The sequence below is a fragment of the Streptomyces sp. NPDC058401 genome, from assembly GCF_042722885.1.
Taxonomy (GTDB): domain Bacteria; phylum Actinomycetota; class Actinomycetes; order Streptomycetales; family Streptomycetaceae; genus Streptomyces.
Genome location: NZ_JBHXKA010000021.1, coordinates 23,849 through 49,491 on the forward strand (window position 1 = coordinate 23,849; position 25,643 = coordinate 49,491).

Consider the following 25,643-nt stretch of genomic DNA (forward strand, 5'->3'; position numbering starts at 1 on the left):
CCGCCCCGGAGAGAGGGAACAGCCGTGACGCTGACCACCGATGCCGTCGACGAAGCGGTGGCGCCACCGCTGTGGACCAAGAACTTCCGGCTGTACTTCACCGCCCGGCTGGTCTCGCTCCTCGGTGACGCCATGCTGCCGGTGGCTCTGATGTTCGGCGTCGTACAACTCGGCTACGGGGCCTCCGGAGTGGGCTTCGTCCTGGCCGCGCAGATGCTGCCGTTCGCCGTGCTCATCCTGTTCGGCGGGGTGCTCGCCGACCGGTTCACCCCCCGCCGCATGATGATCGGCGCCGACGCCGCGCGCTGCTGCCTCCAGATCGCAGCCGCGACCGCGTTCGGCACCGGGCACGCCCCGCTCTGGCTGCTGCTCCTGCTCGCGGCGGGAAGCGGTACCGCCTCCGCCGCGTTCCAGCCGGGTGTCGCCAGCATGGTCCCCCAGGTGGCGAAGGACCTGCAGCGGGCCAATGCCACCATCCGCGTCGCCGAGGCCATCGCCTCGATGGCCGGGCCGACCGTCGCCGCCGTACTGGTCGCGGTGTTCGGCGTCGCCCTGGTGCTCGCCGTCGACGCGGCGACCTTCGCCGTCAGCGGCGTCTGCCTCCTGCTGCTGCGGCTCGCTCCCGCGCCGGCCCCGGACCGCAAGACCTCGACCTGGCGCAACCTCCTCGAAGGCTGGCACGAGTTCCGCTCCCGGACCTGGCTGTGGGTGGTCATCCTGGCCTGGGCCGTCAACGGCATCACGACCTTCGGCCCGCTGCGTCCCCTCACCACGCTCCTGGTGGCGAACGAGCACGGAGCCACCGGCCTCGGCCTGGTCTGGACGGCGTTCGGGGCGGGCAACGTCCTGGGCGGCCTGATCGGCATGCGGTTCCGCCCGAAGCGTCCGCTGGCCGCCGGCGCGGTCGCGATGTTCGCCTGGGTCGTCCTCCCCCTGTCCAACGCCGTGGGCCTGCCGCTGTGGTCGACGTGCGCGTGCTTCGTGGTGGGGGGCGCCGCCTGGGCGTTCTGGAGCGTCATGTGGGCCACGAGCGTCCAGTCCCAGGTCCCCGCGGCGGTGCTGAACCGGGTCTACGCCTACGACGTCGCCGGCTCGCTCATCGCCTTCCCCGTCGGCCAGGCCCTGGCCGGCCCGGTCGCCGATCTCATCGGCGCGCGCACACTGCTGTACGTGTCCACGCTGGTCGCGGTGGTGACCTTCGCGGTGCTGCTCTCGGTCCCGGCGGTCCGCTCCCTGCGGCGGGCGGAACCGCCCGCGTGACCCGGGGAGCCGGCGTGCCGGGCCCTCAGCCTTCGGACGCGGGGAGGGAGTACAGCCGCGGAAGGTTGACGACGATCGCCTCCTGGGTGCTGCGGGCGATCACGACCACGGCTTCTTCGGCGGGGTCCGGGTTCTCCTCGCGGTGGGGGACGAACGGCGGGACGAAGATGTAGTCCCCGGGGGACGTGACCAGCCGTACCTCCTCGGGGTGTTCGCCCGTGTCGTCGATGAAGACGAACTCGGGGTGTCCGCTCACCACGTAGATGGCGGTCTCGGACTCCCCGTGGTGGTGGTCGGAGGAGGCCGTCGAGGGCGCCACGTGGGTCTGCCCCATCCAGAGCTTCTCGGAGCCCACGGTCTTCCCGCTGACGGCGGCGAACCTGCGCATGCCGCCGCTCTGGGCCGTGTCGCCGTCCAGGGAGCCGGCACGGACGTGGTGCAGGCGGGTGCGCAGCGGGGCCGTCGCACGGTCCGGGGCGTCGGGGAGGTGCGGGTGGAAACCTTCACCGGGGGCAGTCAGCGGCTCGCTCATGGCCGGGACGCTAGAGGGGTGCCAGAAAGGATGTCAAGAGGTGTCCTTTGCCGTTCACCTGCGGCAATGTTCCCGCAATGCGGGCCGGGAAGCCGCTCGGCCCCCTCCCGGGGGCGGGGCGTCGGGCATGATGGGCGCATGCATATCTCCGCGAAGGCGGACTACGCCACGCGCGCCCTCCTGGAGCTCGCCTGTGAGCCCTCCCGTCCGCTGACCTGCGAGGCCATCGCCTCCTCGCAGCAGATCCCGTTCCGCTTCCTGAAGTCCGTGGTGGGCGAATTGCGGAAGGCCGGCCTGGTGCGCAGCCAGCGCGGCTGCGAGGGCGGCTACTGGCTCGGCCGGCCCGCCGAGGAGATCACCCTGCTGGACGTGGCGCGCGCCGTGGACGGCGAGCTGATCTCGCTGCGCGGCGAGCCGCTGGCCGGGCTGGACTACCCCGGCGCCGCGGTGGGGCTGCCCGGGGTGTGGCAGCGGATCGAGGCGCAGGCCGCGGCGGTGCTGGGCGGGGCGACGCTGGCCTCGCTGCTGCCCGCGGACGTCCTCGCGGGAGCGGCCGGCCGGCTGCCCCGCGAAGGTGCCGCGTGACGGGCCCGCGGGCCGGGGCCGCCCCGCCGCCCGGGGCACGGCCGCCGGGGCTCGAAGTCGTCGAGTACACCGACCCGTTGTGCCCCTGGGCCTGGGGGTCGGAGCCGGTGTTCCGCCGGCTGCGGGCCGCGCTGGACGGCCGGGTCCGCTGGCGCCGGGTGTTCTGCATCCTCTTCGACGAGGACGAGGACCCGGCCCCCGACCCGGCGGCGGAGACCGCCTGGTACGCGCGCTACGTCGAGGGCATCACCGCGCACACCCTGGCGCCCCGCGCGGAGCGGCTCAGCCGGGTGGCGGCGAGTTCGTGGCCCGCCTCGCTCGTCGCCAAGGCGGCGCAGCGGCAGGGTCCCGAGGTGGCCGAGCGGGTGCTGCGCCGGCTGCGGGAGAGCGTCTTCGTGCTCGGCGTGCCGGCGGACACGGCCGCGCTGGCCCTGGCAGCGGTACGGGGCGTGCCCGGCCTGGATCCGGGGCGGCTGGCGGCGGACGCGGGTGGCGCCGAGGTCCTCGGGCAGGTGCGCGCGGACCGCGCGGAGGCACGCCGCCCGGTGGCCGAAGTGCTGTCCGTGCGGGGCGGGTCGCCGCATCCCGGTACCGCCAAGGAGACCGACGGGGGGCACCGGTACGCCCTGCCGACGCTGCTGTTGCGCACCTCCGCGGGCCATCGTGCGGTGCCCGGCTGGCGGACGTTCGAGGAGTGTGCGGCAGCGGTGCGGGAGCTGGCCCCGGACCTGCCGGTGACCGGCGGCAGGCCGTCGCCGGAGCGGGCGCTGGAGCGCTACCGGAGCCTGAGCGAGCCGGACCGGCCGATGCTCGCCGAGGGCCCGTGGCCGCCGCCGCACGCGGTGCGGGTGGAGACCGGGAACGGCCCGCTGTGGCTGCATCCCGAGGAGGCCGCGGTGCATCCGGCCGTCGGCCGCGGGATTCCCGCAGCTCCGTGACAGGCCACTGAAAGGCCTCTGACAAAGGGCTGACAGGCCCCTGACCAGCGGCTCGTACCGTCCCGACGAATGAGACACCAATTGGTGTCCATTGACAGTCCCGGCCACTGCCCCCAGGATGTGGCACATGCTTACGACGCACCCCGGTGTGGTGTGCCGCTACGTGGACCTGCGGCGCACGTCCAGCGCCCTCTGTCGCTGACCCACCAGCCGACCCCGGCCCACAGGCGCCGGACCGCGCCCGCCAACAGCCGCACCGCCTCCGGCGGTTCCGGTCGGCCGCGCTCCCACTGAGCCGCACCGCCCGCGTGCACTGACCGGGCATTCCGGCTCCGCGCCCCGCACTCCGTCGTACTCCTCCCCCGCTTCCGCCTTTGCCCGGGTCCGTTCCCGGCCCGCCCTCCGTGACCCTGCCGGCGAACCGCGCCGACAGCGCGGGGCGGCCCGGCCGCGCCCCGGAGCCTTCTCCCCTCCGTCCGCTGCCCCCGACCACCGGCGCATCCGCCTCCGGTCGTGCGCGGCACCGGGCCCTTCCGCATCCCCGCTCCTCCTGCCCTGACCGGGCCTGGACCAAGTCCAAGGAAAAACAGACATGTCCGCACGCCTCGTGACCCGCAGACCCGGTACGGACCTCCCTCAGGTACGCCGCTCCGGACGCCCGCGCCTCGCCGTGCTCGCCGCCGCTCTGGTCGCCGTGCTGACCCCCGCCCTCGGCGCCTGCGCCGGTGACGCCTCCTCCGTCGGGGGTGGCGGTGGCGGCAACTCCACGCTGAAGTGGACCTCTTCGTACTTCCCGGCCCACTGGGACCCGGTCGTCTCCGGCAGCGGCGCCCAGTTCCGCGAACTCGCCCTGGTCTACGCCTCCTTGACGCGCACCGACGAGAGCGGGAAGGCCGTCCCGGACCTCGCCGAGAGCTGGGAGTACAACGACAAGGGCGACCAGGTCACCTTCCACCTGCGCTCCGGCCTGAAGTTCAGCGACGGCGAGCCGCTCGACGGCGCGGCCGTCAAGGCGGCCGTGGAGCGGGCCAAGAAGCAGAAGAACTCCGCGCTCTTCGGGGACCTGACCTCGATCGCGTCGGTGGACGCCAACGGCCTGGACGCGGTCGTCCACCTCACCCAGGTCGACTACCAGATCCCGCAGCTCCTCGGCCAGCGGGTGCTGCAGATCGCCAGCCCCAAGGCGGCCGGCGCCCCCGAGAAGCTGGACCAGAACCCGGTCGGTGCGGGGCCGTTCACCATCACCCAGCTGGTGCCGGGCACCAAGGCGGTCCTGAAGAAGAACCCCGCCTACTGGGACGCGAAGAACATCCACATCGACAACGTGGAGCTGTCCTCGGCCCCCGACGCCTCCACGGTGGTCTCCGGTCTGCAGACCGGCGTCTACAACTTCGCCGACATCAGGCCCAGTCAGGCCGAAGCGGCCAAGAAGGCCGGTCTGGACGTCTTCGTACAGCCGGGGTTCAACGCCTCCAACATCAGCCTCAACACCAACAAGGCTCCCTTCGACAACGACAAGGTCGTCGACGCCGTCCGATACGCGGTCAACCGCCAGGAGTTCGTCGACAAGCTCACCTTCGGCTTCGGCTCGGTGACCAACCAGCCGTTCCCCAAGGGGTACGTGGCCTTCGACCCGGAGTCCGAGAACACCTACCCCCACGACCCGGCCAAGTCGGTGCAGCTGCTCACCGAGGCGGGGTACAAGGCGGGCGACCTGAAGCTCAGCCTCGTCATCCCCTCCGAGGACCCGCAGGCCGAGATCGTCCAGTCGCAGCTGGCCAAGGTCGGCATCACCGTCACCATCAAGATCGACAAGAACTGGTCCACCCCCTTCTTCGCCAAGGACCTGACCTTCTCGCTGTACGGGACCACCGGCCGGGACTCCGCGGCGCAGACCCTCACCGCCCACTTCGGCCCCAACGGCCCGCTCAACCTCAGCTCTCCCTACCAGCCCGCCGGCTTCGAGGCGGCCATCGCCAAGGTCCGCCAGACCCCGCTGGATTCGCCCGACTACTCCAAGGTCCTGCAGGCGGCGACCCGGGCCGGCCTGGAGAGCAAGGCGCTGGTGTTCACGTACTCCTCGCCGAACCTCATCGCCAAGAGCAAGTCCATCTCCGGCCTGCCCAAGAACCCCGCCCACATCGACTGGACCGGCGTCACCATCTCCGGCAGCTGACACCCGTCCACCACAGAGAGGGGGTAACCCCATGGCAACCACCGCGCTCCGTACCGCGGCCGCCCGGCGCCCCGGGGTCGCCGCGGCCAGGGTCCGGCACACGGCGGGCCGCGTCCTGGCCGCCCTCGCCCGGTCGGTGGCGATCTTCGTGCCCGTCTTCCTGGTCGCGACGTTCGTGACGTTCTCGCTGCGGTCGATGAGCGGGCTCAGCCCGGCCCGGATCCAGCTCGGCGAGGACGCCACGCCCGAGGCGATCCACCGGGTGGAGGCCCAGTGGGGCCTCGACAAGCCCTTCCTGGTCCAGTACTGGGACTGGTTCAGCGGGGTCCTGCACGGCAAGCTCGGCACCAGCTGGAGCAATGGCGCGGACATCTCCACGCTCATCGGTCTGGGCCTGGGCGTGAGCCTGTCCATCGCGACCTTCGCGCTCCTGATCGGCGTCACCGCCGGCTTCCTCCTCGGCACCGTGGCGGCGCTGCGCCGCACCACGTGGATCGACCGCGCGATCACGGGCTTCGTCACCCTGATCTCGGTGATGCCCGCCTTCGTCGTCGGCATCGTGCTGGTCGCGGTCTTCGCGGTCGGACTGCACCTGTTCCCCTCCGCCGGGTACGTGCCCGCGGACCAGGGGTTCGGTCCCTGGCTCGCCCACATCACCCTCCCGGCGGTGGCGCTGAGCTTCGACGTCGTCGCCGACGTCGCCCGCCAGCTGCGCGGCAGCCTCGTCGCCGCCTACCGGGAGAACTACGTGACGGGCGCGCTGGTCCGGGGGCTGAGCCCGCGCCGGATCTTCTTCGGGCACGTGCTCCGCAACGGTCTCGGACCCGCGCTCGCCACCCTGGGCCTGAAGTTCCCGGCCCTGGTCGGGGCCTCCGTGGTGACCGAGTGGATCTTCGGTCTCCAGGGCTTCGGCCGGTTCGCGAACGACGCCGCCCAGGCCGGCGACGTACCGGCCGTCCAGGGGGTCCTCGTGGTGTCGATCGCCCTGGTCGTCTCCTTCAACCTGATCGTCAACCTGGTGCTGGCGCGCGTGACGCCGGCCTCCCAACGGGGGGTGTGACCATGGTGCGCCGCGTTCTCGCACTGCCGTCCGGACGGATCTCCGTCGCCGTACTCGCCCTGATCGGCCTGCTCGCGCTGCTCGGCCCGCTGATCGCCCCGCAGGATCCGCTGGCCACCGGCGAGCAGCTGCTCGCGGCGGCCTCGGGCGACCACTGGCTGGGCACGGACTACCTCGGCCGGGACGTCCTGAGCCGTCTCCTCGACGGCTCCCGCATCAGCGTCCTCGGCTCGCTCGAAGTCGCGCTGACCGCCCTGGCCGTCGGCGCGCTCCCCGGGATCCTGTCCGTCCACCTCGGCCGGGGCTTCGAGTGGATCACCCTGCGGCTGACCGACACGCTCGTGGCGCTGCCGTTCCTGCTCTTCGCCGTCGCGGTGATCGCCCTGCTCGGCAACGGCCTCACCCAGGCCATGCTCGTCACCGGCACGCTGGTCTCCCCCCTCTTCTACCGGGTGGCCCGCGCGGCCACGCTCGCCGTGGCCCGCTCCCCGTACGTGGAGGCCGCGATCGTCTCCGGCGCCTCGACCGGCTGGGTCGTACGCCGCCACGTGTGGGCCAAGGTGCTCCCGCCGATCGCGGTGGCGCTCGCGCAGACCATCGGCGTCGGCTTCATCATCGTCTCCAGCCTCACCTTCCTCGGCATCGGCGTCCAGCCGCCCGCGCCCACCTGGGGCGGCCTGCTCGCCTCGGACCTGAGCTACCTCGGCCAACGCCCCTGGGCCCCCCTCGCACCCGCGTTGCTGATCATGGTCACCGTCTGGGCGAGCAATCTGCTCGCCGACGCGATCCGCGACGTCTCCGGCGAGGCGGGCCGCGCCCTGGTCAACAACCGCAGGGCCCGCGCCAACCGGCGCGCGCAGCCCGACCCCCTGTCCGCCGGAGGCAAGCGATGACGACCCTGTCCCCACAGACCGCTCCCGGACACCTCCGGAGCACCGACCGCGACGGCGAAACGTCCGCCCCGGCCACGCCGGCGGCCGCACCGGTCCTCTCCCTGCGCGACGTCCGCATCAGCGACCACGCCTCCGGGCGCGAGATCGTCCACGGCGTGAGCTTCGAGCTCACCCCGGGCAGGACGGTCGGCATCGTCGGGGAGTCCGGCAGCGGAAAGACCCTCACCTGCCGCGCGGCACTGGGCATCCTGCCCGCGCACTTCGAGGTCACCGGGGGTTCGGTGGAGATCGCCGGCACCGACATCGCCGACCTGACGCCCCGGCAGTGGACCTCCCTGCGCGCCACCACCATCAGCGCGGTCTTCCAGGACCCCGCCTCCTACCTCAACCCCTCGATCCGGGTGGGCCCGCAGATCGCCGAAGTCCTGCGGGTCAAGAAGGGGCTGAAACGGCGCGAAGCGCGCCACCGGGCCCTAGAACTCCTGCGGGCCGTCCACCTGCGCGACCCGGAACTGGTCTACGGCCAGTACACCTACGAGCTCTCCGGCGGCATGCTCCAGCGGGTCCTGATCGCCGCGGCGATCTGCGCGGACCCGCGGATCCTGATCGCCGACGAGGCCACCACCGCCCTCGACGTCACCGTCCAGGCCGAGATCCTCGACCTCCTCGCCGACCTGCGCGTGCGGGCGGGCCTCGCCCTGCTGGTCGTCTCCCACGACCTCGCCGTCGTCGCCCAACTGTGCGACGAGGTCCTCGTGATGCGGCAGGGCGAGGTGGTCGAGCAGGGGCCGACGCACACGGTGCTAAGGCAGCCCCGGCACGAGTACACCCGGCTGCTCATCGCCGAGCACGAGCAGTACGGCCTCGACAAGTTCCTCGTACCCCAGGAGACATCGTGACCAGCCGACCCGTACGGGAGACGGAGACCGCTGCCGCCGCCGCGCGGCCGTCCGGACCCGTCCTCGAAGTCACCGGCCTCGACGTGCACTACGGTTCGCGCCGACGGCGCCGCAGCGCCCTGCACGGGGTGTCGTTGAGCGTCGCCCCCGGCGAAACCCTCGGCATCATCGGCGAGACGGGCTCGGGCAAGTCCACCCTGGCCCGCGCGGTGCTGGGCCTGGTCCGCGCCTCGGCGGGCTCGATCCGGGTCGGCGGCGAGGAGGTCACCGCGTACAACCGCCGCCAGTGGCGCGCGCTGCGCCACCGCGGCATCGTCCAGTACGTCTTCCAGGACCCGCTGCGCAGTCTCGACCCGGACCTCACCGTCGCGCAGTCCCTGGCCGAACCGCTCCTGATCCAGGGCGTCGCCCCCGGGGAGGCCGCCGAGCGGGTCCGCTCCTTCCTCGCCCGTGTCCACCTCGCGGAGGAACTGCTCGACCGGCTGCCCGGGGAGCTGTCCGGCGGGCAGCGCCAGCGCGTCGCGGTGGCCCGCGCCCTGGTCACCGAACCGGAGCTGGTCATCCTCGACGAACCGGTCAGCGCCCTGGACTCAGCCAACCGGGTCCAGGTCCTGGAGATCCTCAAGGAGCTCCGCGCCTCGGGGGTCGCCCTCGTACTCATCTCCCACGACCTCGGCTCCGTCGCCGGGACCGCCGACCGCATCGCGGTGCTCTACCGGGGCGAGCTCGTCGAAACCGGCGCCACCCGCGACCTCGTCGGCCACCCCCAACACCCCTACACCCGCCTCCTCCTGGGCTCCGCACCCACCCTGCACACCGCGCCGGCCGACCGGGCCGAACGCGAGGCCCTGCGCGGCCTCCTGCACGCCTGAGTCCCTCCCGCCGCTCCCCCATCGCTACAGACAGGAACAGAAATGTCCCGCACGATCCACCTCGCACTGCACCCGTACGGCGTCGGAGGCCCGGGCCAGCACGGCCTGTGGAAGGACCCGCGCGTCGCGAAGAACGCCAGCATCGACATCAACTACTACATAGCCCAGGCCCAGGCGGCCGAACACGCCCTCTTCGACGCCCTGTTCATCGTCGACAGCCAGTTCATCAACGCCACCTACCCGGCGCACTACCTCAACCGCCTGGAGCCGCTCACCCTGCTGTCGGCGGTCGCCACCCACACGCGGCACATCGGGCTGGTCGGCACGGCGAGCTCCACCTACAACTCGCCGTTCAACCTCGCCCGCCGCTTCGCCTCCCTCGACCACATCAGCGCGGGGCGGGCCGGCTGGAACGTCGTCACCAGCTTCGACACCGGCACGTCCAAGAACTTCGGGCTCGACGAGCACCTCGACTACACCACCCGCTACGGCCGCGCCCTGGAGTTCGTCAAGGTCGCCCGGGGGCTGTGGGACTCCTACGAGGACGGCGCGTTCCCCGCCGACGTGGAGCGGGGCCTCTTCCTCGACCCGGCCAAGCTGCACGCGCTGGACCACCAGGGCGAGCACTTCAAGGTGGCCGGACCGCTCAACCTCTCCCGCTCCCCGCAGGGCCAGCCGGTGATCTTCCAGGCCGGGGTCTCCGAGGAGGGCCGCGACCTCGCCGCCCAGGTGGCCGAGGGCATCTACGCGCCGGGCGGTTCGCTGCAGCAGGCCCAGGACTACTACGCCGACATCAAGACGCGCACCGCCGCGTACGGCCGCGACCCCGAGCACATCAAGATCTTCATCCACGGCAGCCCGGTCGTCGCCGCCACGGACGAGGCGGCCCACCGCCGCGAGCGGGAGATCTTCGAGGAGGACAACGACTTCGACCGCAACCTGGCCCTGCTCGGACGGGCCTTCGGCGCGTACGACTTCAGCGTGCACGACCTCGACGCACCCTTCCCCGACGTCGCGCACCTCGCCGAGAAGGGCGGCCGGACGGGCGCGGCCAAGCTCATCGAGCGGGCCCGCACCGAGAGCCTGACGCTCCGCCAGGTCGGCGAACTGGTCAACGAGTTCCACCGCTCCCCGTTCGTCGGCGCCCCTGACACCGTCGCCGACACCATCGAGCGGTGGTTCGAGGCCGGCACCTTCGACGGCATCAACCTGGCCTTCCGCACCAGCGACGACCTCGAACTCTTCGTGGACGGAGTCGTCCCCCTGCTGCAGAAGCGCGGCCTGTTCCGCACCGAGTACGAGGCCGACACCCTGCGCGGCAACCTGGGCCTGCCGGTCCCGGCCAACCGCAACGCCCGCGTACCGCAGCTCCTGAACGGCTGAGGGCGGGGCCATGAGCGAATTTCCGGAGACGGGCGGGCGCGACGTCCACACCGTCCGGTTCCCCGTCGCCACCCCGCCCGCCGAAGCCGACGTACTGATCGTCGGCGCGGGCCCCGTCGGCCTGGCCGCGGCCGTGGAACTGACCGCGCGCGGCATCCGGGTCGCCGTCGTCGACCGCGCCCGCACCGCGACCCTGGTCCGGGCCGGGGCCATGGGCCACACCGCGCGCACGGTGGAGCACTTCCGGCGCTGGGGCCTGCTCCGGCGCATCCGTGACGCCTGGACCTACCCCCCGGAGTGGAACCGGGGCACCAGGCTGGTCACCTCGCTCGCCGGGCACGAGCTGGCGCCCGCGCCGGGCCCGTCGTTCAAGGGGACCTTCACCGGCCCCGGCGGCTCCCGGCCCAGGGCGCAGGAGGCGCTGCGCCGGCCCCAGACGGTGCTCCAGCAGGTCTTCCTCGACCACCTCGGGGAGCGCGGGGCGAGCGTCGCCGGGGGCTGGGAACTGCGGGCGCTGCACGAGGACGGCGACGGCGTCCGCGCCGAGGTCGTCGACGTCGACTCGGGCGAGGCCCGCACCGTCCGGGCGGCGTACGTCCTGGGCACCGACGGCGGCTCCAGCACCACCCGCCGGCTGGCCGGCATCGGACGCGACGGGGAGCACGCCACCGAGAAGCGGCTGCGCCTGATCGTGCGCACCGGCGACATATCCGAGCGGGTCGGGGCCGCACCCAATGGCAGCAACATCGTGGTCAACCAGAAGGCCTCCGGGTTCCTGGCCGCGGTGAGCACCCGCGAATGGCGGGTGTACGCCGGCCCGTACCCGCTCGCGTACGAGCCCGGGGAGGACGAGCTCCTGGAGATCGGCCGGGCCGCCTTCGGGTTCGACCTCGAACTCGAACTCGTCTCGGCGACGACCTTCTACCACGCCACCCGGATCGCCGAGTCGTTCCGCCGCGGCCGGATCCTGCTCGCCGGTGACGCCGCGCACGTCCGCACGCCCGGCGGCAACCTCGGCGAGGGCATCGGGGACGTGGCCAACCTCGGCTGGAAGCTGGCCGCCGTACTGGCCGGCCACGCCCCCGAGTCCCTCCTGGACTCCTACGACGAGGAGCGGCGCCCGCACAACCAGCGCGTGGCCGACCACGCCCTGGAGCGCTCGCGGCGCTCGCAGAGCGCGCTCGCCGAGATCCGCCGGGGAGGCATCCCCGAGGACGCGGACCACGGCCCCGAGGCCGTCCGGCGGCGTGCGGAGATCGGCGAACGGCTGCGCCGGGACCATCACGACGCTGCGGGCGTGGCCTTCGACGAGCGCTACGACGCCTCGTCCGTGATCTGGTACGAGCCGGACCAGCTCGGCTCGGAGCCCCGTTGGCGCGCGGACGTCTACGAGGACGACCCGCGGCCGGGCCACCGCGCGCCCGACGGAGCCATCGACCCGTACGGCAGCACGCTGCACGACCGCGTCGGCAGCTCCTTCGCCCTGCTCGTCCTCACCGGGGACCGCAGCGTCGAGCACACATTCCTCACGGAGGCGGCGGCCCGGTCGCTGCCCTTCACGGTGATCCACCTGACCGATCCCGGGGCGCGCGCCGTGTACGGCACCGGCCACGTGCTGGTCCGGCCGGACCAGCACGTCGCCTGGCGCGCGGACGCCCTTCCCGAAGGCGGCGCCGCCGCCGTCCTGGACCACGTACTGGGTCACGGCGCCGGGGACTCCGGGCTCCGTGCCCTCGAACACACCACGACCGCAGGAGTATGAGATGACCCAGACCACCAACCAGGCGGACCTCGCGGACCACGCCGACCACTTCGCCCCGGAGGGCCTGCTCACGCGCGGCACGGTCATCGTGGTGCCCGGGCGGGGCGAGTCACCGGCGACCTACGCCCGCTTCGGCAGGCGGCTCGCCTCGGACGCCTACCGCGTCCGGGTCGTCGACCTGCCGCGCAGCGGTGACGAGGCCGGGAGCGGCTCCTCCGCAGCCGCTTCGGAGGCCTTCGCCGCGCGGCTGGAGGAGGCGGTCGCGGGCGCCGCGGGCCCGGACGGCGTGGCCCGGCCGCTCGTCCTGGTGGGGGCCGACGCCGGGGCCGCCGCGGTCGCGGCGCTCCTCGCCCGGCAGCAGGACGATGCCGCCGTACGACCGGACGGCGTCGTCCTCGCGGGGCTTCCCGGGTCCGCCGCCGGGGCGGTGGAGGCCTGGGAGGAGGAGCTCGACGTCCGCACCTCCTGCCCCACCCACCGGGGCGTGCTCACCGACGACGCCCGGGTCCGACGGGGCGCACTGGGCGATCCGGTGCCGGAGGCCGTCCTGGAGGCCGCGTACGAGAGCACCTCGCAGGTCCCGGCACTGCTCCTCGTCGGGGACGCCGACCCGCTCGCCGACCGCGAGGGTCTCGCCCGCACCGCCAAAACGCTGCCCCGGGCCCGGCTGTCGGTGGTCCGCGGCGCCCACCACGACGTCCTCAACGACGTGCAGCACCGCTCCGTGGCGGCCGAGGTCGTCACGTTCCTGGAGGCCCTGCGGGACGGCCTGGTACCGCTGATCACCGTGGAGTCGAGCGCCTGGTGACGCCGTACGCCGCCTGCTCGTACACGCTCCGCACCACCCGTCGAAGGGAACCGGCATGACCATCTCGACCGCATCCGTACCCCAGCCCGCCGCGGCCTCCGCGCCCTCCGCCGCGCTCTCCCCCGACGAGGTGCTCCGCCGTACCCTGCGCCGGCACGCCGCCGGGGTCACCGTGATCACCGTCCCCGGGCCCGCGGGCTTCACCGCGACCTCCTTCACGTCCGTGTCCCTCCGGCCGCCCCTGGTGGCGTTCTACCTGGGCCAGGGCGCCTCCACCGCGCCCGCCGTGCTCGACGCGGACCGGTTCGCCGTCCATCTGCTCGGCACCGGGAACACCGATCTGGCGCGGCAGTTCGCGCGCAGCGGCATCGACCGCTTCGACGGCGTGGCCTGGACCCGGACGGAAGACGCCCTTCCGCTGCTGGACGGGGTTCCCGCCCATCTGACGGCCCGTATCACCCTGCGCCAGCAGATCGGTGACCACCTACTGGTCGTCGGTGAGGTGGAGTCCGGGTCGGTCGACGAGGAGGCGACCGCGCTGGTCCACCACGACGGTGCCTTCGGCGCGGCGCTCCGGCTCCCCGACTCGGCCTCCGGCTGACGGGAGCCGGCCGGTCCGACGCCCGCATCCGTCCCTGGGACGGGTGCGGGCGTTTTCACGTCCGGGCGGTCGGACGCAGTTCGCGTTCCAGGGCGGACAGGGCGAAGGCGTGCGCGGAGGTGTCCTGCCAGCGAGAGCGTCCGAACATCACGTCCTCGGAGAGACCGCTCAGCATGGCCACGGCCCGGATGGTGAACTCGGGAAGGTCCACCTCGGTGAAGACTCCCAGGTCCCGGCCCTCCCGGACGATGGCTTCCAGTCGCTCGTCCCAGCCGTCCAGCAGTGCGGTGAGGATCTGCCGGCCCGCCTCGTCGTGGCGCCGGGCCAGTACCTGCGTCCACAGCGCGTAGCGTTCGTCGCCCTGGTGGCGGGGCAGGTAGAAGCGGACGAACAGGTCCAGCTTCTCGGCGGGGGACGCGGCCTGGTCGGCGGACTGCTGGAACCGGGTCCAGAGGTCCGCCTGGCTCCATGCGAGGACTTCGAGCAGGAGCCGGTCCTTCTTGCCGAAGTGGTAGAGGATGTGCCCGGTGCTCATGCCGGCCCGCGCGGCGATGTCCGACATCCGCAGGGCCGCCGCACCCTTCTCGGCGATGACGCTGATGGCGGCCCGCATCGCCCGCGCCCGCGCCTCGTCCCCGCTGGGCTGGCGCTTCCGGTCGGCCGGGGACCGGGCCACGGACCGGTAGCCGGCCCCGGCCCCGGCGCCCGCCGCCCCGCTCTCTGACGTCGACATGAGCTCACCTCGGTTCCAAAAGTTTAGATTCTTACTCTAGACTGAAAATCTAGTCAGTGCGGCGAGGAGCGTGACGCCCGTCGGCCGGCCCGACGCACCGGCGCCCCGTATGCCCCATTCCGGCACCCAGGAGACACCCGTATGACGCGCGGATTCGATGTTGTGGAGACCTCTATCGCCGACCTGCGCGCCGCGCTGGAGAAGGGCGAGACCACCGCCGTCGGCCTGCTCGACGCCTACCTCGCGCGGATCGAGGCGTACGACCGGCCCGGTACGGCCACCGCTCTGAACGCGATGGTCGTGATGAACCCGGACGCCCGCGCCGACGCGGAGGCCTCCGACGCACGCCGCGCACGCGGCGCCGCGCTCGGCCCGCTGGACGGCATCCCGTACACCGCGAAGGACAGCTACCTCGCGAAGGGCCTGACCGCCGCGTCCGGCTCCCCCGCCTTCGAGCACCTCGTCGCCCAGCACGACGCCTTCGCGATCGAACGGCTGCGCGCGGGCGGAGCCGTCCTCATCGGCCTGACCAACATGCCGCCCATGGCGAACGGCGGGATGCAGCGGGGCGTGTACGGCCGCGCGGAAAGCCCGTACAGCGCCGACTGGCTCACCAGCGCCTACGGCTCCGGCTCCTCCAACGGCTCCGGGACCGCGACGGCGGCCTCGTTCGGCGCGTTCGGCCTCGGCGAGGAGACCTGGTCCTCGGGCCGCGCCCCCGCCTCGAACAACGCCCTGTGCGCCTACACGCCCAGCCGCGGCGTGATCTCGGTCCGCGGCAACTGGCCGCTCGTACCGACCATGGACGTCGTCGTCCCGCACACCCGCACCATGGCCGACCTGCTCGAACTGCTCGACGTCGTCGTCGCCGACGACCCGCACACGCGCGGGGACCTGTGGCGCGCACAGCCGTGGGTGGCGCTGCCCCCCGCGTCGCAGGTGCGCCCCGCCTCCTACCCGGCCCTCGCACCCGCCGACGCCGGGGCCGCGGCCGACGCGCTCGCCGGCAAGCGCGTCGGCGTGCCCAGGATGTACATCAACGCCGACCCCGACGCCGGAACGAACCCCGACGGAGGCATCGGCGGCCAGACCGGGCAGCGCATCGACACCCGTGCCTCGGTCATCGCCCTGTGGGAGGCCGCCCGCCGCGACCTGGAGGCCGCCGGCGCCGAGGTCGTCGAGGTCGACTTCCCCGTCGTGTCGAACTACGAGTCCGACCGCCCCGGGGCGCCCTCGCTGTTCACCCGCGGGCTGGTCGGCCGCGAGTTCCTCACCTTCGAGATCGAGGACCTGTCCGCCTGGGCGTGGGACGACTTCCTGCGCGCCAACGGCGACCCGGCGCTCTCCACCCTGGCCGAGGTCGACGCCGGCCGCATCTGGCCCAAGTCGGAGGGCGAACTGCCCGACCGCTACGAGGGCTTCGACGACACCATCGGCGACTACCCGCGCTTCGTGCGCGAGCGCCCGTACGCCTCCCTCGCCGACATGCCCCACCTCGAACAGGGGCTGCGCGGACTCGAGGAGACGCGCCGGGTCGACCTGGAGCTGTGGATGGACGGGCTGGGACTGGACGCGGTGGTGTTCCCCGCCGTCGCGGACGTGGGCCCGGCGGACATGGACGTCCGCGTGGAGTCCGCCGACCTCGGCTGGCGCAACGGCGTCTGGGTCGCGAACGGCAACCTGGTCCCCCGCCACCTCGGCATCCCGACCGTGACCGTGCCCATGGGCGCCATGGCGGACACCGGCATGCCCGTCGGCCTGACCTTCGCGGGCCGCGCGCACGACGACAACGCTCTGCTGACCCTCGCGGCGGCCTTCGAAGGCACCGGCAGCCGCCGCACGGTGCCGCCGCGCACCCCGCACCTGTAGGCGAAGAGCAACCGGCCGGCCGTCCGCCCTTCGGGGCGAGGCGGCCGGCCGGGTCGTTCCCAAGGGGTGTCTTGCCCCCTAGTCTCCGGTCGTGCCGTCGAGCAACTCGCGCAGGATGTCCAGGTGGCCGTTGTGGCGGGCCGTCTCCTCGGTGAGGTGGAGGAGGATCCAGCGCAGGTCGACGCGCAGACCCTTGCGCTCGCGCTGCGCCTGCTTGTCCAGGCTGTTGCCGGCGACCAGTTCGCGGTACCGGGCGCTCTGCCCGGCGTACTCGTCGAGCAACTGATCGAGCGGGAAGTCGACGGCGATGCGCATCTCGCGGTCGGGGTCCTCGTCGGTCCAGGGGCCCTGGTCCTCCTCGCCGAGGAAGACCACCTGGAACCAGTAGTACTCGACCCAGCGGAGGTGGTTGATCAATCCGCTCACGGTCATCAGCGGTGAGCCCGGCAGGAGCGCCCTGGCGGCGTTCTCCGCGGAGACGCCCTCGCACTTGGCGCGGGCGGTGTCGCGTGCGTAGTCGAGGAACGTGGTGAGCTGCGTGCGCTCGTCCCACGCAGGCGGTATGTCGTCGATTCTTGTCATCGCGCGAAGCCTCCCGGATCACCGCGCCCGGTGTCGAGGCATTTAATGGGTCCGTGACAGCACGGTCGCCTCCGCACGAGGCACCGGCGGAGAACGGTGAGGCAGCGATGAGCGAACTGACGAAGCCCGAGGTCGAGCGTCCGCAGGGGGAGGCTCCCGAGGAGCTGACGGTCCGGGACCTGGTCGTCGGCGACGGTGCCGAGGCGAAGCCGGGACGGGTCGTACGGGTGCACTACGTCGGGGTGACCTTCGCGTCCGGCAAGGAGTTCGACGCCTCCTGGGACCGGGGCGAGCCGTTCAAGTTCGCCGTGGGCGGCGGCAGGGCCATCAAGGGCTGGGACCGGGGCATCCGGGGGATGAAGGTCGGCGGCCGTCGCGAGATCATCGTTCCCCCGCGCCTCGGCTACGGCAAGCAGTCCCCCTCGCCGTTGATCCCGGCGGGTTCCACGCTCGTCTTCGTGGTGGACCTGCTCTCCGTGGTCTGAGGGGACCCCGATCAGGCGATTCCGCCGCTTCCCCGCGTGTGCGACGCCCCGTCAGGCCGGGGTAATCGCGCGGCGTACGCTGAGGTCCCCGTACCGCGGGCGCGTAAAAGCGACTTAAGGAAAGGCTGATCGTGCGCACTCCCCTCTCATGGCTTGCCGACAGGTACTCACTCGGAGCGAGAAGCGTCAGAGCGGCGGCACTCGGTTCGGTCGTGGCGAGTATCGCGATCATCGTGACCGGCGGAATCGTCCGCGTCACCGGATCCGGTCTCGGCTGTACCGATTGGCCCATGTGCACGGGAGAGACGCTGGCCCCCACCGCGGAAATGGGGATGCACGGAGTCATCGAATTCGGCAATCGGCTCCTTACCGGGGCGCTGTGCGCCGTGGTGGGCTGGGTCATCATTACCGCGCGCCTCCAGGAAAAGCCCATGCCCGCGGTGCTGCGCGGTGGCTGGGCGCAGTTCTGGATCGTCGTGCTCAACGCGGTCGTCGGCGGAGTGACCGTGTGGATGCGGCTGAGCCCGTACATCGTCGCCGCGCACTTCATCGCCGCCACGCTGCTGCTCACCGCCGCGGTGTTCACCTGGCACGCGGCGTACGCCGATGCGGGCAGCGGTGCCGGCACCGATGCCGATGTCGCCACCGGTCCCGACGCCGCGCCCGTCCAGCCCGCGCCGCAGGCCGTCGCGCGGATCCGGTCGCTGTCGGCGGCCCTGGTCGCGGTGACGGCCCTGCTGGTCTTCGTGGGCACGCTCGCCACCGGCTCCGGTCCGCACGCGGGCGACTCCTCCGACGTGACGCGGATGCCCTTCGACTGGACGGCCGTGACGGTCGTCCACGGCGTGCTGGCCGCGACGGTCCTGGTCCTGGCCGTGCTCCTGTTCTCCGCGCTGCCCAAGGACGGCTTCGGGGCCGCGCGCCGCAAGGCGGCCGCCTTCCTGGCCGTGCTCCTGGGCCAGGGTCTCGTGGGGCTGGTGCAGTCGGTGACGGCCCTGCCCGCGCTCCTCGTGATGCTGCATCTGCTGGGCTCGGCCCTCGTGTGGACCGGAGTGCTCCAAGTGCACTTCACAGTCAAGAGGGCCTGTTCCGGCCATTCGGGTCCGCTCAGCGGTGCACCGGTGCCGCGCGCCCGGGGTGCCGCGACCCACGCCTGATCCGCGGGAGGACCAGTGCATACGCCACGCACCCGATAAACCGGAATATGACATTCCATTCCGGCCGGGCCGTTTCTTTCGGCCATCCCCGGCGGCCGATTCGAAAATACGTCTCGCGAATCCCCGCTCCCGCTTGTTAGGTTGAATATCAATCGAGCGGAAGGGGGTGACACAAATGAACGACCACGAGGTTGTCGAATACGAGGCGCCCGAAATGCTGCCGATCGGCGAGTTCTCCGAGCTCACGATGTGGTACGGCTGGGCCAGCAACGACGGTGAGGGCACCGCGATCATCTGATCGCGGTGCGCAAATTCAGTTGGCCAGGGGGATTCCTTGAGTGCGTCATGGTTCATCGCTTTCCCGGAGAACGTCGATGACGCATTTCCGGTCCATTCCGGGCCGACTGACGACACCGAGGTGCTGACGTACGCATCGGGCCGGACGTGGGTGGTCGCGGACCGCTCCCATTCCCGCCTGATCGCCGCGGAGGCCGGCGCCAGACGCCTCGCCCTGTTCGGTGAGACGAACATCGACGCGGGGCGTCTGGCCCGCCTGCTGGCCCACCACGACGAAGCCGCCGCCCTGATGGCCGCCGCGCACGAGTTCGCCGGCAGCTTCCACATCCTCTACACGGACGGCCGCTCCACCCACGTCCAGGGGAGCGCGTCCGGACTGCGCCAGGTGTTCTACGCACGGTGCCGGGACGGCTCGTACGCCGCGTCCGACGCGGTGGAACCGCTGGCCCGGCTCAGCGGGGCCACCCCGCGCATCGAGATGGCCGCCTGGGGGATGCTGCACCCCGGATTCGACTACGGCCTGACCCGCGGCACCTACTGGCACGGAGTCCACCGGCTGCCCGCCGACCAGCGGCTGCGCATGACCGCCGACCGGGTCGAGTCCACCACCTGGTGGCATCCCCCGGCGCCGACGCTGTCGCTCGCGGAAGGCGCTCCGAAGGTGCGGGCCGCACTGGAGGCGGCGGTGGCCGTCCGGATCGCCACGGCCGGCGGCCTCTCCGCCGATCTGTCGGGCGGCATGGACTCGACCTCCCTGTGCTTCCTCCTGGCGGAACAGGGCGCCCCCTTCCGGTCGTTCGTCGAGCAGACCGTCGACCCCAACCACGACGACGCCCACTGGGCGGCGATCGCCGCCCGGGAGATCGGCCGGGACCTGACCGTCCTCGGCCCCGAGGACGTCCCGGGCCCGTACGACGGCATCTGGGAACCGGGCCGCGGGCTCGTCCAGGACGTCCCCTACGGGCTGGGCGAGCCGTACACCCTCATCCGCAACCGGGCACGGAAGACCGCGATGTCCGGGATCTTCGCCGCCACCGGCTCCGACGTGCACATCGGCGGGTTCGGCGGGGACGAGCTGTTCACCATCGCACCGTCCCACTTCGCCGACCTCTACGCGCACGCACCCCTGCGCGCCGTGCGCGGCATCCGCGACCTCGCCCGGCTGCGGCGCTGGAGCATGCCCTCCGTACTGCGCGGGCTCGCCCGGCAGCAGACGTACCGCGGCTGGTTCGAGGAGCAGTCGAGCAGTCTGCACCTGCCCCGGCCGGACGTCCTCGGCCCCGGCCTGAGCTGGGGACCGCAGGTCCGCGTGACCCCGTGGTCGACGCCCGCCAACGTCGAGGCGGTGCGGGCGGTCGCCGCCGCCGGCGATGCCGGCCGCAGCCCGCAGGCCGACACCCGCTCGGTGCACACCAGCATCGCCGGACACCGCATCGGCGGCCAACGGCTGGGTCCACTGAGGGCCCTGATGGAGCATCAGGGCATCACCCTGTCGCTGCCGTACATGGACGACGCGGTACTGGAGGCCGCCCTGTCGGTCTCGCGCGGCGAGGCCCTGCCGGGCACCGGGTTCAAGCCGGTCCTGAAGGCGGCCATGCGGGTGGACGCGACGCCGGGCTCCCGGGCGGGTGCGCTCTCCCGTTCCACCAAGGGCGAGTTCAGCATGTCGGTGCACCGCGGGCTGGCCCGCAACCGCCGCTCGCTCCTCGGCCTGTTCGAGGACTCGCTGCTCGCCGAGCACGGCCTGGTGGACATCGACCGGCTGCGCGCCGCCCTGCGGGACACGATGCGCCCCGAGTACGAGACCAACGCGCTGGAGCTGACCGTCGCCGCGGAAGCCTGGATGCAGGCCGTCGCGGGGGCCCCGGCCCCGGCCGCTCCCGAACGCTCCCTCACCCACCGACGACTGGCCTCACCATGCTGAAGATCTCCCCGCACGTCGTGCTCACCAAGACCGAGGACGCCGCCGTCCTCCTCGACAAGAAGTCCGGCACGTACTTCCGCATCAACCCGATGGGGACCTCGGTGTTCGAGATGCTCGCCGCGGGACGCACCCAGGACGAGGTGGTGGGCGAACTGCGCGCACGCCACCCGGAGGCGGCCGACCGGATCCCCGGCGACGTCGCGAAGCTGATCGACACCATGCGGCGTGCGAAGGTGCTGGTCTGACGTGACGCTGCCCATGACCCTGGAGCCCCGCGCCCGGCTGCCGCTGCGCCGCCGGCCGCTGCCGGTGCTGGCCGTCACGGCGAGCCGCCTGCTGACCCGGCTGAGCCCGCACGCGCTGGAGCGGACGCTGCGCCTGCTCAGCGGTGGCGCCCGCCCCGCAACCCACGCGGAGGCGCTGGCCGCGCGCAGCGACGTCGTCTCCGTCAGCCGCCGCGCCGCCGGACCGTACTGCCTGGAGCGGTCGGTCGCGGCGGCCCTGCTGGCCCGCCTGCGCGGCAGCTGGCCCGACTGGGTCTCCGGCGTCAGCCTGCTGCCCTTCGCCGCGCACGCCTGGATCGAGGTCGAGGGCCGGGCGGTCGGCGAGTCCCTGCGGCTGGACGCCTTCCACAAGAACATCGTCGTGTCCCGCGCCCTCCGCCCGGAGCGGAGCGGGGGACCGCACGAGCACCTCTCCGAAAGCCGAGACGGACGGACGCCATGGACACCCAGCACATAGTGGAACAACTGGCCGGCCGGGGATACGCCCTGGTACCCGGCTTCGTGACGGGCGAGGCCCTCGAACGGGCCCGGGCCGCGATCGACACGTACTTCCCCGACCCGGAGGCGAGCGGGAGCACGCCCGAGGAGGTCAACGCCCTCAAGCACGCGGTGCCCTTCCCCTTCACCAGCAACGACCTGAACCGGCACGCGCTGGACACCCGGGTGATCGACGTGGTCGAGGAGCTGCTCGGCACCACCGACCTGCGGCTGACGAGCTCCTTCATCCAGGCCAAGTACGGAACGGCGTACGGGGAGAGCCGGGACCAGACCCTGCACAACGACGCCTGGGCGGCCAGCAGTCTGGTGCACCCGCGTGCGGACGGCGTCTACCAGCGGGTGTACGGAATCCTCTACCTGACCGACGTGACCGCGGACACCGCGCCCACCTATGTCGTCGACCGGGCCGCACACCTCGGGCTCCCGCTGCTGACCGACGCGGGCAAGGGCTCGTACGACAAGGCGGAGTACCCCGGACTGTACGAGCAGGAGCGGCCCGTCGAGGCGGAGGCCGGCTCGCTCCTGCTCTTCGTCGGCGACATCGTCCACCGGGGTTCGGCCTACAACGAACTGCTCGGCCGGCGCCTCGCGCTCTTCTTCAACATGCACGGCGCGCAGGCCCTTTGGACGGACAAGCACCTGTGGTCGATGCGGCCGGCCCACCCGAACTGGCACACCCTGCACGAGCTCATGGTCGAACTGGACCCGCGCCAGCGCCACTTGCTGGGCTTCCCGCCCCCCGGGGACCACTACTGGACCGAGGAGACGATCGGGCACCTGGAGCGGATGTACCCGGGGATCGACTCCAAGCCCTACCTGCCTCCCGCCCCCGAGCCGGCCGCCCCGTGACGGCCGGGCCGCCGGGGTACGCGGGAGTGGCGGTCGACGGACTGCGCTACCTGGGCGAGGTGTTCGGTCTGGGGGAGGACTTCGATGCCGCGGCCGGGGCGGCCGTCCGGACCCTCTTCGACGGGTGGGGCCACCGCGTCTCGCGGGACGCCGACGAGAACGGAGGCGCGGACGGAGGCGCGGACGGAGGCGCGGACGGACACGCGGACGCCGTGTCGAGCGCCCCGTTCGAGTACTCCCTCGTGCTCGACGGGGACCGCGGCATCGACGTACGGCTCTTCTTCCGGCCGCTTCCCGAGCGCGGCCCCGCCTCCGCGACCGGGAGCTGGGAGCGCGGCCTGCGGACCCTGGCCGAGCTGGAACGCCTGGGCCTCGCGCGCCCGGAGCGGGCCCGGGAGCTCACCGGACTGTTCCGGCCGCGCAGCGGGCGGGCGGCGTTCGGGATGTGCCTGGCCGCTTCGGTCCGCGGCTCGGGCATCGCGCGCCCCAAGGTGTACTTCGACACGCTGGCGGCGGGCACCGAGCGGAGCCGGGAGACCGTGGGGACGGCGCTCGACCTGCTCGGGCGGGGCGGAGCGTGGAACTGGCTCCAGCGGCACGATCCGCAGGGGATGGCCGACCTGATGCCGGCCTTCTTCGCGCTCGACGTGGACGGGTCCCCGCATGCGCGGATCAAGTTCTACACCACGGTCGCGGAGCGCTCGACCGCCGGACTCGAAGCGCGCCTGGACCCGTTGGGCCGCGCCGCGGCCCGCGCCGCGGCGGGTCTGCTGGCGGACTGCGCCCCGCGGGAGCCGGAGCCGCTCGACCTGCCCGGGGTACGCCCGACCCTGTGCTGGAGCATGGCCTCGCGCGACGGGGCCCGGCCGGACGACGCCACGCTGTACCTGCCGTTCAACCTGTACGCCCCGGGCCGGCAGGAGACGCTGGACGGTCTGCGCGGCCGTCTCGGTCCGGCGCTCCTGGAGCGGGTCGGACGGCTGGTGGACGACCACGCCGCTGCCGTGGAGGGGCGGGCGAACCCGTTCCACTGGGCGGCGGCCAAGCTGCTGCACGGCGGGCGGGCCCTCACCCTCTACGCCTCGGCCGCGGCGGTGGAGGCGGCGCGCACGGCCCGGATTCCCGCACGGCCCCGTACGGACGCCCTTCCGGTCGCGCCGTAGGCGCCCGGGCTCCGCCCCTCAGGGCCGGCCCAGGCGTACGGCCAGGGCTGCGATGTCGTCGTCGAGGCGGCCCCTGCTGTAACGGAGCAGGTCGCGGTGGAGGGCCGTGAGCAGATCGCGGGGCGGTGCCTGCGGCTGGCGGCGCATCCAGGCCGTCAGCGGGAAGAACTCGCCGTCGCGGGCGCGGGCTTCGGCGATCCCGTCGGTGTAGAGGAGCAGCACGTCGTCGGGGGCGAAGCCGAAGCTGTCGACGGTGTAGTGGTCACCGATCAGCTCCGCCAGGCTGAGCAGCGGGGACGGGGTGGCCGGGTCGAGGATGCGCAGGATCCCGCGGTTCAGGATCAGCGGCGGTGGGTGTCCGCAGTTGAGGATGTCGATGCGGCCGCCCCCGTGCGGGATCTGCACGAGGAGGGCCGTGGCGAAGCGCTCCATCGGCCCCTCGGGGGGAAAGGCGGCGTTGTAGCGGGTGCTGCTGGCGTCCAGTCTGCGGGCGACGTCGACCAGGTCGTTCTCGCTGTAGGACGCCTCCCGGAAGGCGTTGACGATCGCCGCGGCGGCCCCCACGGCCGGGAGTCCCTTGCCCCGCACGTCACCGATGAGCAGCCTGACCCCGAACGGCGTGTCGACCACCTCGTAGAAGTCCCCGCCGATGCGGGCCTCTGCCGCGGCCGCGAGGTACAGCGACTCGATCTCGATGGCGCCGATGCGGCGCGGCATGGGGCTCAGCACCACCTGCTGCGCGGCGTCGGCCACGAGCCTCACCTGGAAGAGGGTGCGCTCCCGCTGGAGCCGGACGTGGCTTCCGTACGCGGCGGCCACGGTCACCGCGATGATGCCCGAGGCCGTCCACCACGTTCCCAGATCGGGGAAGACGAGGCTGAGGCCGATCATCAGGAAGAGGCAGACCGTGCCGAGCAGCACGGTGGGGAGCACCGGCCACATAGCTGCGGCGAGGGCCGGCGCCGCGGGCAGGAGTCGGCTGAAGGCCATGTCCGGCGGGGTGGTGTAGGCGAGGCTGGCTATGACGACGGTCAGGAAGACCGGCGACAGCCGCACAAGTCTTCCCTGGCCGCGGCGCCTGCGGAGCCGCGACCGTCCGGACTCGATCACATCTACCAGAGTATCCGCGCACGGGGGATACAGCGCTCCGACGAAGGACGAAGGGCCGCCTCAGCCGGCGCTCGCCGCTCCGCGATCGGGTGCGCTCATGTCGCCCGTCGCGGGAATGCCGTCGGCGAGCCCGTAGCGCAGGTACACGGTGCCCTTCGGACCGGCCGCCGGGGGTGCGAGCAGCTCCAGGCTGGTGGGTACCGTGCCCTCGTCGAACACCTTCTTCCCGACCCCGAGCACGATCGGGTGCACCCAGAGGTCGAGGCGGTCGAAGAGCTTCTCGCGCAGGAGGGTCTGCACGAGGTTCAGGCTCCCGACGACCTTCACGTGCTCGTGCCGCTCGCGGATCTCGCGCACCGCTGCGGCGAGGTCCGGGCCGAGCTGTGTGGACCCGGCCCACGCGAGGTCGGGCCGGCCGCGGGAGGCCACGTACTTCGGGACGCCGTTGAACAGCGTGGCGATCCCGTTGTCCTCGCCGCCCTCCTGGTGGGGCCAGTAGGCGGCGAAGATGTCGTACGTCCGCCGTCCGAGCAGGAGGGCGTCCGTGTCCTCGTACGCGGCACCGATCTGCGCTCCGGTGAGCTCGTCCATCAGGGGCGCCTGCCAGCCGCCGTACGGGAACCCCGCCGGGTCCTCGTCGGGGCCGCCGGGTGCCTGCCCGACGAAGTCGAGGGTCGTGAACATCTCGATGTGGATGAGGCCCATGGTGTGCTCCCGCTGAGTCGGTCGTCCGTGTCAAAGGGGTAGACCCCAGGCCTTCCCGAAACTCATCGCCGCGGCGGCGCCCGCTTCCCCGGTTCGCCCACAGGGGTGGATCCCCGCGGTCAGAGGGCTCGTCCCGGCCCGCGCCCCGGCCGCCCGCCCGTGTTGCGATGAGTCCGGGCGCCGCCGCCGGTCTACCCTCCAGACCCATGGCCCCGAAG

General features: G+C 72.7%; 26 protein-coding genes. 21 read left to right on the forward strand and 5 right to left on the reverse strand.

Annotated features, from left to right (window positions below; all coding sequences use genetic code 11):
* Window positions 1–24 precede the first annotated feature (24 nt).
* Window positions 25–1,260, forward strand: coding sequence for an MFS transporter (locus ACFWNV_RS10705; protein ID WP_383943695.1), 1,236 nt, complete (start codon window positions 25–27; stop codon window positions 1,258–1,260).
* Between the two features lie 25 nt (window positions 1,261–1,285).
* On the opposite strand, the gene ACFWNV_RS10710 is transcribed toward ACFWNV_RS10705, so the two are convergent.
* Window positions 1,286–1,792, reverse strand: coding sequence for a cupin domain-containing protein (locus ACFWNV_RS10710; RefSeq protein ID WP_383943698.1), 507 nt, complete (start codon window positions 1,790–1,792; stop codon window positions 1,286–1,288).
* A gap of 138 nt (window positions 1,793–1,930) precedes the next feature.
* Here ACFWNV_RS10710 and ACFWNV_RS10715 point away from each other — a divergent pair, with 138 nt between their 5' ends.
* The 11 genes from ACFWNV_RS10715 to ACFWNV_RS10765 all read left to right on the forward strand — a co-directional run bounded on the left by ACFWNV_RS10715 (window position 1,931) and on the right by ACFWNV_RS10765 (window position 13,769).
* On the forward strand, window positions 1,931–2,377 hold the full coding sequence (locus ACFWNV_RS10715) for an RrF2 family transcriptional regulator (RefSeq protein ID WP_383943701.1): 447 nt from the start codon (window positions 1,931–1,933) through the stop codon (window positions 2,375–2,377).
* A complete protein-coding gene (locus ACFWNV_RS10720) occupies window positions 2,374–3,315 on the forward strand; it encodes a DsbA family protein (RefSeq protein ID WP_383943702.1) in 942 nt (313 codons plus the stop codon). The genes ACFWNV_RS10715 and ACFWNV_RS10720 overlap by 4 nt, the downstream gene beginning before the upstream one ends.
* A 592-nt stretch (window positions 3,316–3,907) precedes the next feature.
* Entirely contained in the window at window positions 3,908–5,491 is a 1,584-nt protein-coding gene (locus ACFWNV_RS10725; protein ID WP_383943704.1) for an ABC transporter substrate-binding protein, read from the forward strand.
* 31 nt (window positions 5,492–5,522) lie between these two features.
* Window positions 5,523–6,551, forward strand: coding sequence for an ABC transporter permease (locus tag ACFWNV_RS10730; RefSeq protein WP_383943707.1), 1,029 nt, complete (start codon window positions 5,523–5,525; stop codon window positions 6,549–6,551).
* Between the two features lie 2 nt (window positions 6,552–6,553).
* Window positions 6,554–7,444 (forward strand): ABC transporter permease, encoded by an 891-nt coding sequence (locus ACFWNV_RS10735; protein ID WP_383943710.1) that lies wholly within the window; start codon window positions 6,554–6,556, stop codon window positions 7,442–7,444.
* Window positions 7,441–8,343, forward strand: a complete 903-nt coding sequence (locus ACFWNV_RS10740) for an ABC transporter ATP-binding protein (RefSeq protein ID WP_383943713.1) — start codon at window positions 7,441–7,443, stop codon at window positions 8,341–8,343. Before ACFWNV_RS10735 ends, ACFWNV_RS10740 begins: the two co-directional genes overlap by 4 nt.
* Window positions 8,340–9,215: an ABC transporter ATP-binding protein gene (locus ACFWNV_RS10745; RefSeq protein WP_383943716.1), complete on the forward strand. Its 876-nt coding sequence runs from the start codon at window positions 8,340–8,342 to the stop codon at window positions 9,213–9,215. Before ACFWNV_RS10740 ends, ACFWNV_RS10745 begins: the two co-directional genes overlap by 4 nt.
* Before the next feature lie 42 nt (window positions 9,216–9,257).
* Entirely contained in the window at window positions 9,258–10,598 is a 1,341-nt protein-coding gene (locus ACFWNV_RS10750; protein ID WP_383943719.1) for an LLM class flavin-dependent oxidoreductase, read from the forward strand.
* Between the two features lie 10 nt (window positions 10,599–10,608).
* Complete coding sequence (locus ACFWNV_RS10755) at window positions 10,609–12,360, forward strand: FAD-dependent oxidoreductase (protein ID WP_383943722.1); 1,752 nt, start codon at window positions 10,609–10,611, stop codon at window positions 12,358–12,360.
* 1 nt (window position 12,361) lies between these two features.
* A complete protein-coding gene (locus ACFWNV_RS10760) occupies window positions 12,362–13,168 on the forward strand; it encodes an alpha/beta hydrolase (RefSeq protein ID WP_383943726.1) in 807 nt (268 codons plus the stop codon).
* 55 nt (window positions 13,169–13,223) lie between these two features.
* Entirely contained in the window at window positions 13,224–13,769 is a 546-nt protein-coding gene (locus ACFWNV_RS10765; RefSeq protein ID WP_383943729.1) for a flavin reductase family protein, read from the forward strand.
* A 55-nt stretch (window positions 13,770–13,824) separates the two neighbouring features.
* Here the strand turns inward: ACFWNV_RS10765 and ACFWNV_RS10770 are convergent, their stop codons facing one another.
* Window positions 13,825–14,502 carry a TetR/AcrR family transcriptional regulator gene (locus tag ACFWNV_RS10770; protein ID WP_383943732.1) on the reverse strand — a complete coding sequence of 226 codons (678 nt, stop codon included), beginning with the start codon at window positions 14,500–14,502 and terminating at the stop codon, window positions 13,825–13,827.
* 141 nt (window positions 14,503–14,643) lie between these two features.
* Here ACFWNV_RS10770 and ACFWNV_RS10775 point away from each other — a divergent pair, with 141 nt between their 5' ends.
* A complete protein-coding gene (locus tag ACFWNV_RS10775) occupies window positions 14,644–16,371 on the forward strand; it encodes an amidase (protein WP_383943735.1) in 1,728 nt (575 codons plus the stop codon).
* 78 nt (window positions 16,372–16,449) lie between these two features.
* Here ACFWNV_RS10775 and ACFWNV_RS10780 read toward each other — a convergent pair whose 3' ends face one another.
* Window positions 16,450–16,953 (reverse strand): DinB family protein, encoded by a 504-nt coding sequence (locus tag ACFWNV_RS10780; RefSeq protein WP_383943738.1) that lies wholly within the window; start codon window positions 16,951–16,953, stop codon window positions 16,450–16,452.
* 107 nt (window positions 16,954–17,060) lie between these two features.
* Here ACFWNV_RS10780 and ACFWNV_RS10785 point away from each other — a divergent pair, with 107 nt between their 5' ends.
* The 8 genes from ACFWNV_RS10785 (at window position 17,061) to ACFWNV_RS10820 (ending at window position 23,610) form a co-directional block, all read left to right on the forward strand.
* Window positions 17,061–17,438: an FKBP-type peptidyl-prolyl cis-trans isomerase gene (locus ACFWNV_RS10785; protein ID WP_383943741.1), complete on the forward strand. Its 378-nt coding sequence runs from the start codon at window positions 17,061–17,063 to the stop codon at window positions 17,436–17,438.
* Between the two features lie 233 nt (window positions 17,439–17,671).
* A complete protein-coding gene (locus ACFWNV_RS10790; RefSeq protein WP_383943849.1) occupies window positions 17,672–18,595 on the forward strand; it encodes a heme A synthase in 924 nt (307 codons plus the stop codon).
* Window positions 18,596–18,770: 175 nt separating this feature from the next.
* Entirely contained in the window at window positions 18,771–18,893 is a 123-nt protein-coding gene (locus tag ACFWNV_RS10795) for a lasso RiPP family leader peptide-containing protein (RefSeq protein ID WP_133895650.1), read from the forward strand.
* Window positions 18,894–19,013: 120 nt separating this feature from the next.
* Entirely contained in the window at window positions 19,014–20,816 is a 1,803-nt protein-coding gene (locus ACFWNV_RS10800; RefSeq protein WP_383943744.1) for an asparagine synthase-related protein, read from the forward strand.
* Window positions 20,810–21,061 carry a lasso peptide biosynthesis PqqD family chaperone gene (locus ACFWNV_RS10805; RefSeq protein WP_383943747.1) on the forward strand — a complete coding sequence of 84 codons (252 nt, stop codon included), beginning with the start codon at window positions 20,810–20,812 and terminating at the stop codon, window positions 21,059–21,061. The genes ACFWNV_RS10800 and ACFWNV_RS10805 overlap by 7 nt, the downstream gene beginning before the upstream one ends.
* A gap of 1 nt (window position 21,062) precedes the next feature.
* A complete protein-coding gene (locus ACFWNV_RS10810) occupies window positions 21,063–21,557 on the forward strand; it encodes a lasso peptide biosynthesis B2 protein (protein ID WP_383943750.1) in 495 nt (164 codons plus the stop codon).
* Window positions 21,539–22,447, forward strand: a complete 909-nt coding sequence (locus tag ACFWNV_RS10815; protein ID WP_383943753.1) for a phytanoyl-CoA dioxygenase family protein — start codon at window positions 21,539–21,541, stop codon at window positions 22,445–22,447. Before ACFWNV_RS10810 ends, ACFWNV_RS10815 begins: the two co-directional genes overlap by 19 nt.
* A gap of 26 nt (window positions 22,448–22,473) precedes the next feature.
* Entirely contained in the window at window positions 22,474–23,610 is a 1,137-nt protein-coding gene (locus ACFWNV_RS10820) for a hypothetical protein (RefSeq protein WP_383943756.1), read from the forward strand.
* 18 nt (window positions 23,611–23,628) lie between these two features.
* On the opposite strand, the gene ACFWNV_RS10825 is transcribed toward ACFWNV_RS10820, so the two are convergent.
* A complete protein-coding gene (locus tag ACFWNV_RS10825; protein ID WP_383943759.1) occupies window positions 23,629–24,666 on the reverse strand; it encodes a PP2C family protein-serine/threonine phosphatase in 1,038 nt (345 codons plus the stop codon).
* Window positions 24,667–24,780: 114 nt separating this feature from the next.
* Complete coding sequence (locus tag ACFWNV_RS10830; protein WP_383943762.1) at window positions 24,781–25,425, reverse strand: dihydrofolate reductase family protein; 645 nt, start codon at window positions 25,423–25,425, stop codon at window positions 24,781–24,783.
* Window positions 25,426–25,643: the final 218 nt, after the last annotated feature.

Bases quoted from the DNA above. Each gene is read 5' to 3' on its own strand.
- ACFWNV_RS10815 (WP_383943753.1), top strand. From the start codon at position 21,539: ATGGACACCCAGCACATAGTGGAACAACTGGCCGGCCGGGGATACGCC.
- ACFWNV_RS10775 (WP_383943735.1), top strand. From the start codon at position 14,644: ATGACGCGCGGATTCGATGTTGTGGAGACCTCTATCGCCGACCTGCGC.
- ACFWNV_RS10795 (WP_133895650.1), top strand. From the start codon at position 18,771: ATGAACGACCACGAGGTTGTCGAATACGAGGCGCCCGAAATGCTGCCG.
- ACFWNV_RS10805 (WP_383943747.1), top strand. From the start codon at position 20,810: ATGCTGAAGATCTCCCCGCACGTCGTGCTCACCAAGACCGAGGACGCC.
- ACFWNV_RS10750 (WP_383943719.1), top strand. From the start codon at position 9,258: ATGTCCCGCACGATCCACCTCGCACTGCACCCGTACGGCGTCGGAGGC.
- ACFWNV_RS10760 (WP_383943726.1), top strand. From the start codon at position 12,362: ATGACCCAGACCACCAACCAGGCGGACCTCGCGGACCACGCCGACCAC.
- ACFWNV_RS10740 (WP_383943713.1), top strand. From the start codon at position 7,441: ATGACGACCCTGTCCCCACAGACCGCTCCCGGACACCTCCGGAGCACC.
- ACFWNV_RS10755 (WP_383943722.1), top strand. From the start codon at position 10,609: ATGAGCGAATTTCCGGAGACGGGCGGGCGCGACGTCCACACCGTCCGG.
- ACFWNV_RS10830 (WP_383943762.1), bottom strand. From the start codon at position 25,425: ATGGGCCTCATCCACATCGAGATGTTCACGACCCTCGACTTCGTCGGG.
- ACFWNV_RS10735 (WP_383943710.1), top strand. From the start codon at position 6,554: ATGGTGCGCCGCGTTCTCGCACTGCCGTCCGGACGGATCTCCGTCGCC.
- ACFWNV_RS10715 (WP_383943701.1), top strand. From the start codon at position 1,931: ATGCATATCTCCGCGAAGGCGGACTACGCCACGCGCGCCCTCCTGGAG.
- ACFWNV_RS10725 (WP_383943704.1), top strand. From the start codon at position 3,908: ATGTCCGCACGCCTCGTGACCCGCAGACCCGGTACGGACCTCCCTCAG.
- ACFWNV_RS10730 (WP_383943707.1), top strand. From the start codon at position 5,523: ATGGCAACCACCGCGCTCCGTACCGCGGCCGCCCGGCGCCCCGGGGTC.
- ACFWNV_RS10785 (WP_383943741.1), top strand. From the start codon at position 17,061: ATGAGCGAACTGACGAAGCCCGAGGTCGAGCGTCCGCAGGGGGAGGCT.
- ACFWNV_RS10765 (WP_383943729.1), top strand. From the start codon at position 13,224: ATGACCATCTCGACCGCATCCGTACCCCAGCCCGCCGCGGCCTCCGCG.
- ACFWNV_RS10710 (WP_383943698.1), bottom strand. From the start codon at position 1,792: ATGAGCGAGCCGCTGACTGCCCCCGGTGAAGGTTTCCACCCGCACCTC.
- ACFWNV_RS10770 (WP_383943732.1), bottom strand. From the start codon at position 14,502: ATGTCGACGTCAGAGAGCGGGGCGGCGGGCGCCGGGGCCGGGGCCGGC.
- ACFWNV_RS10780 (WP_383943738.1), bottom strand. From the start codon at position 16,953: ATGACAAGAATCGACGACATACCGCCTGCGTGGGACGAGCGCACGCAG.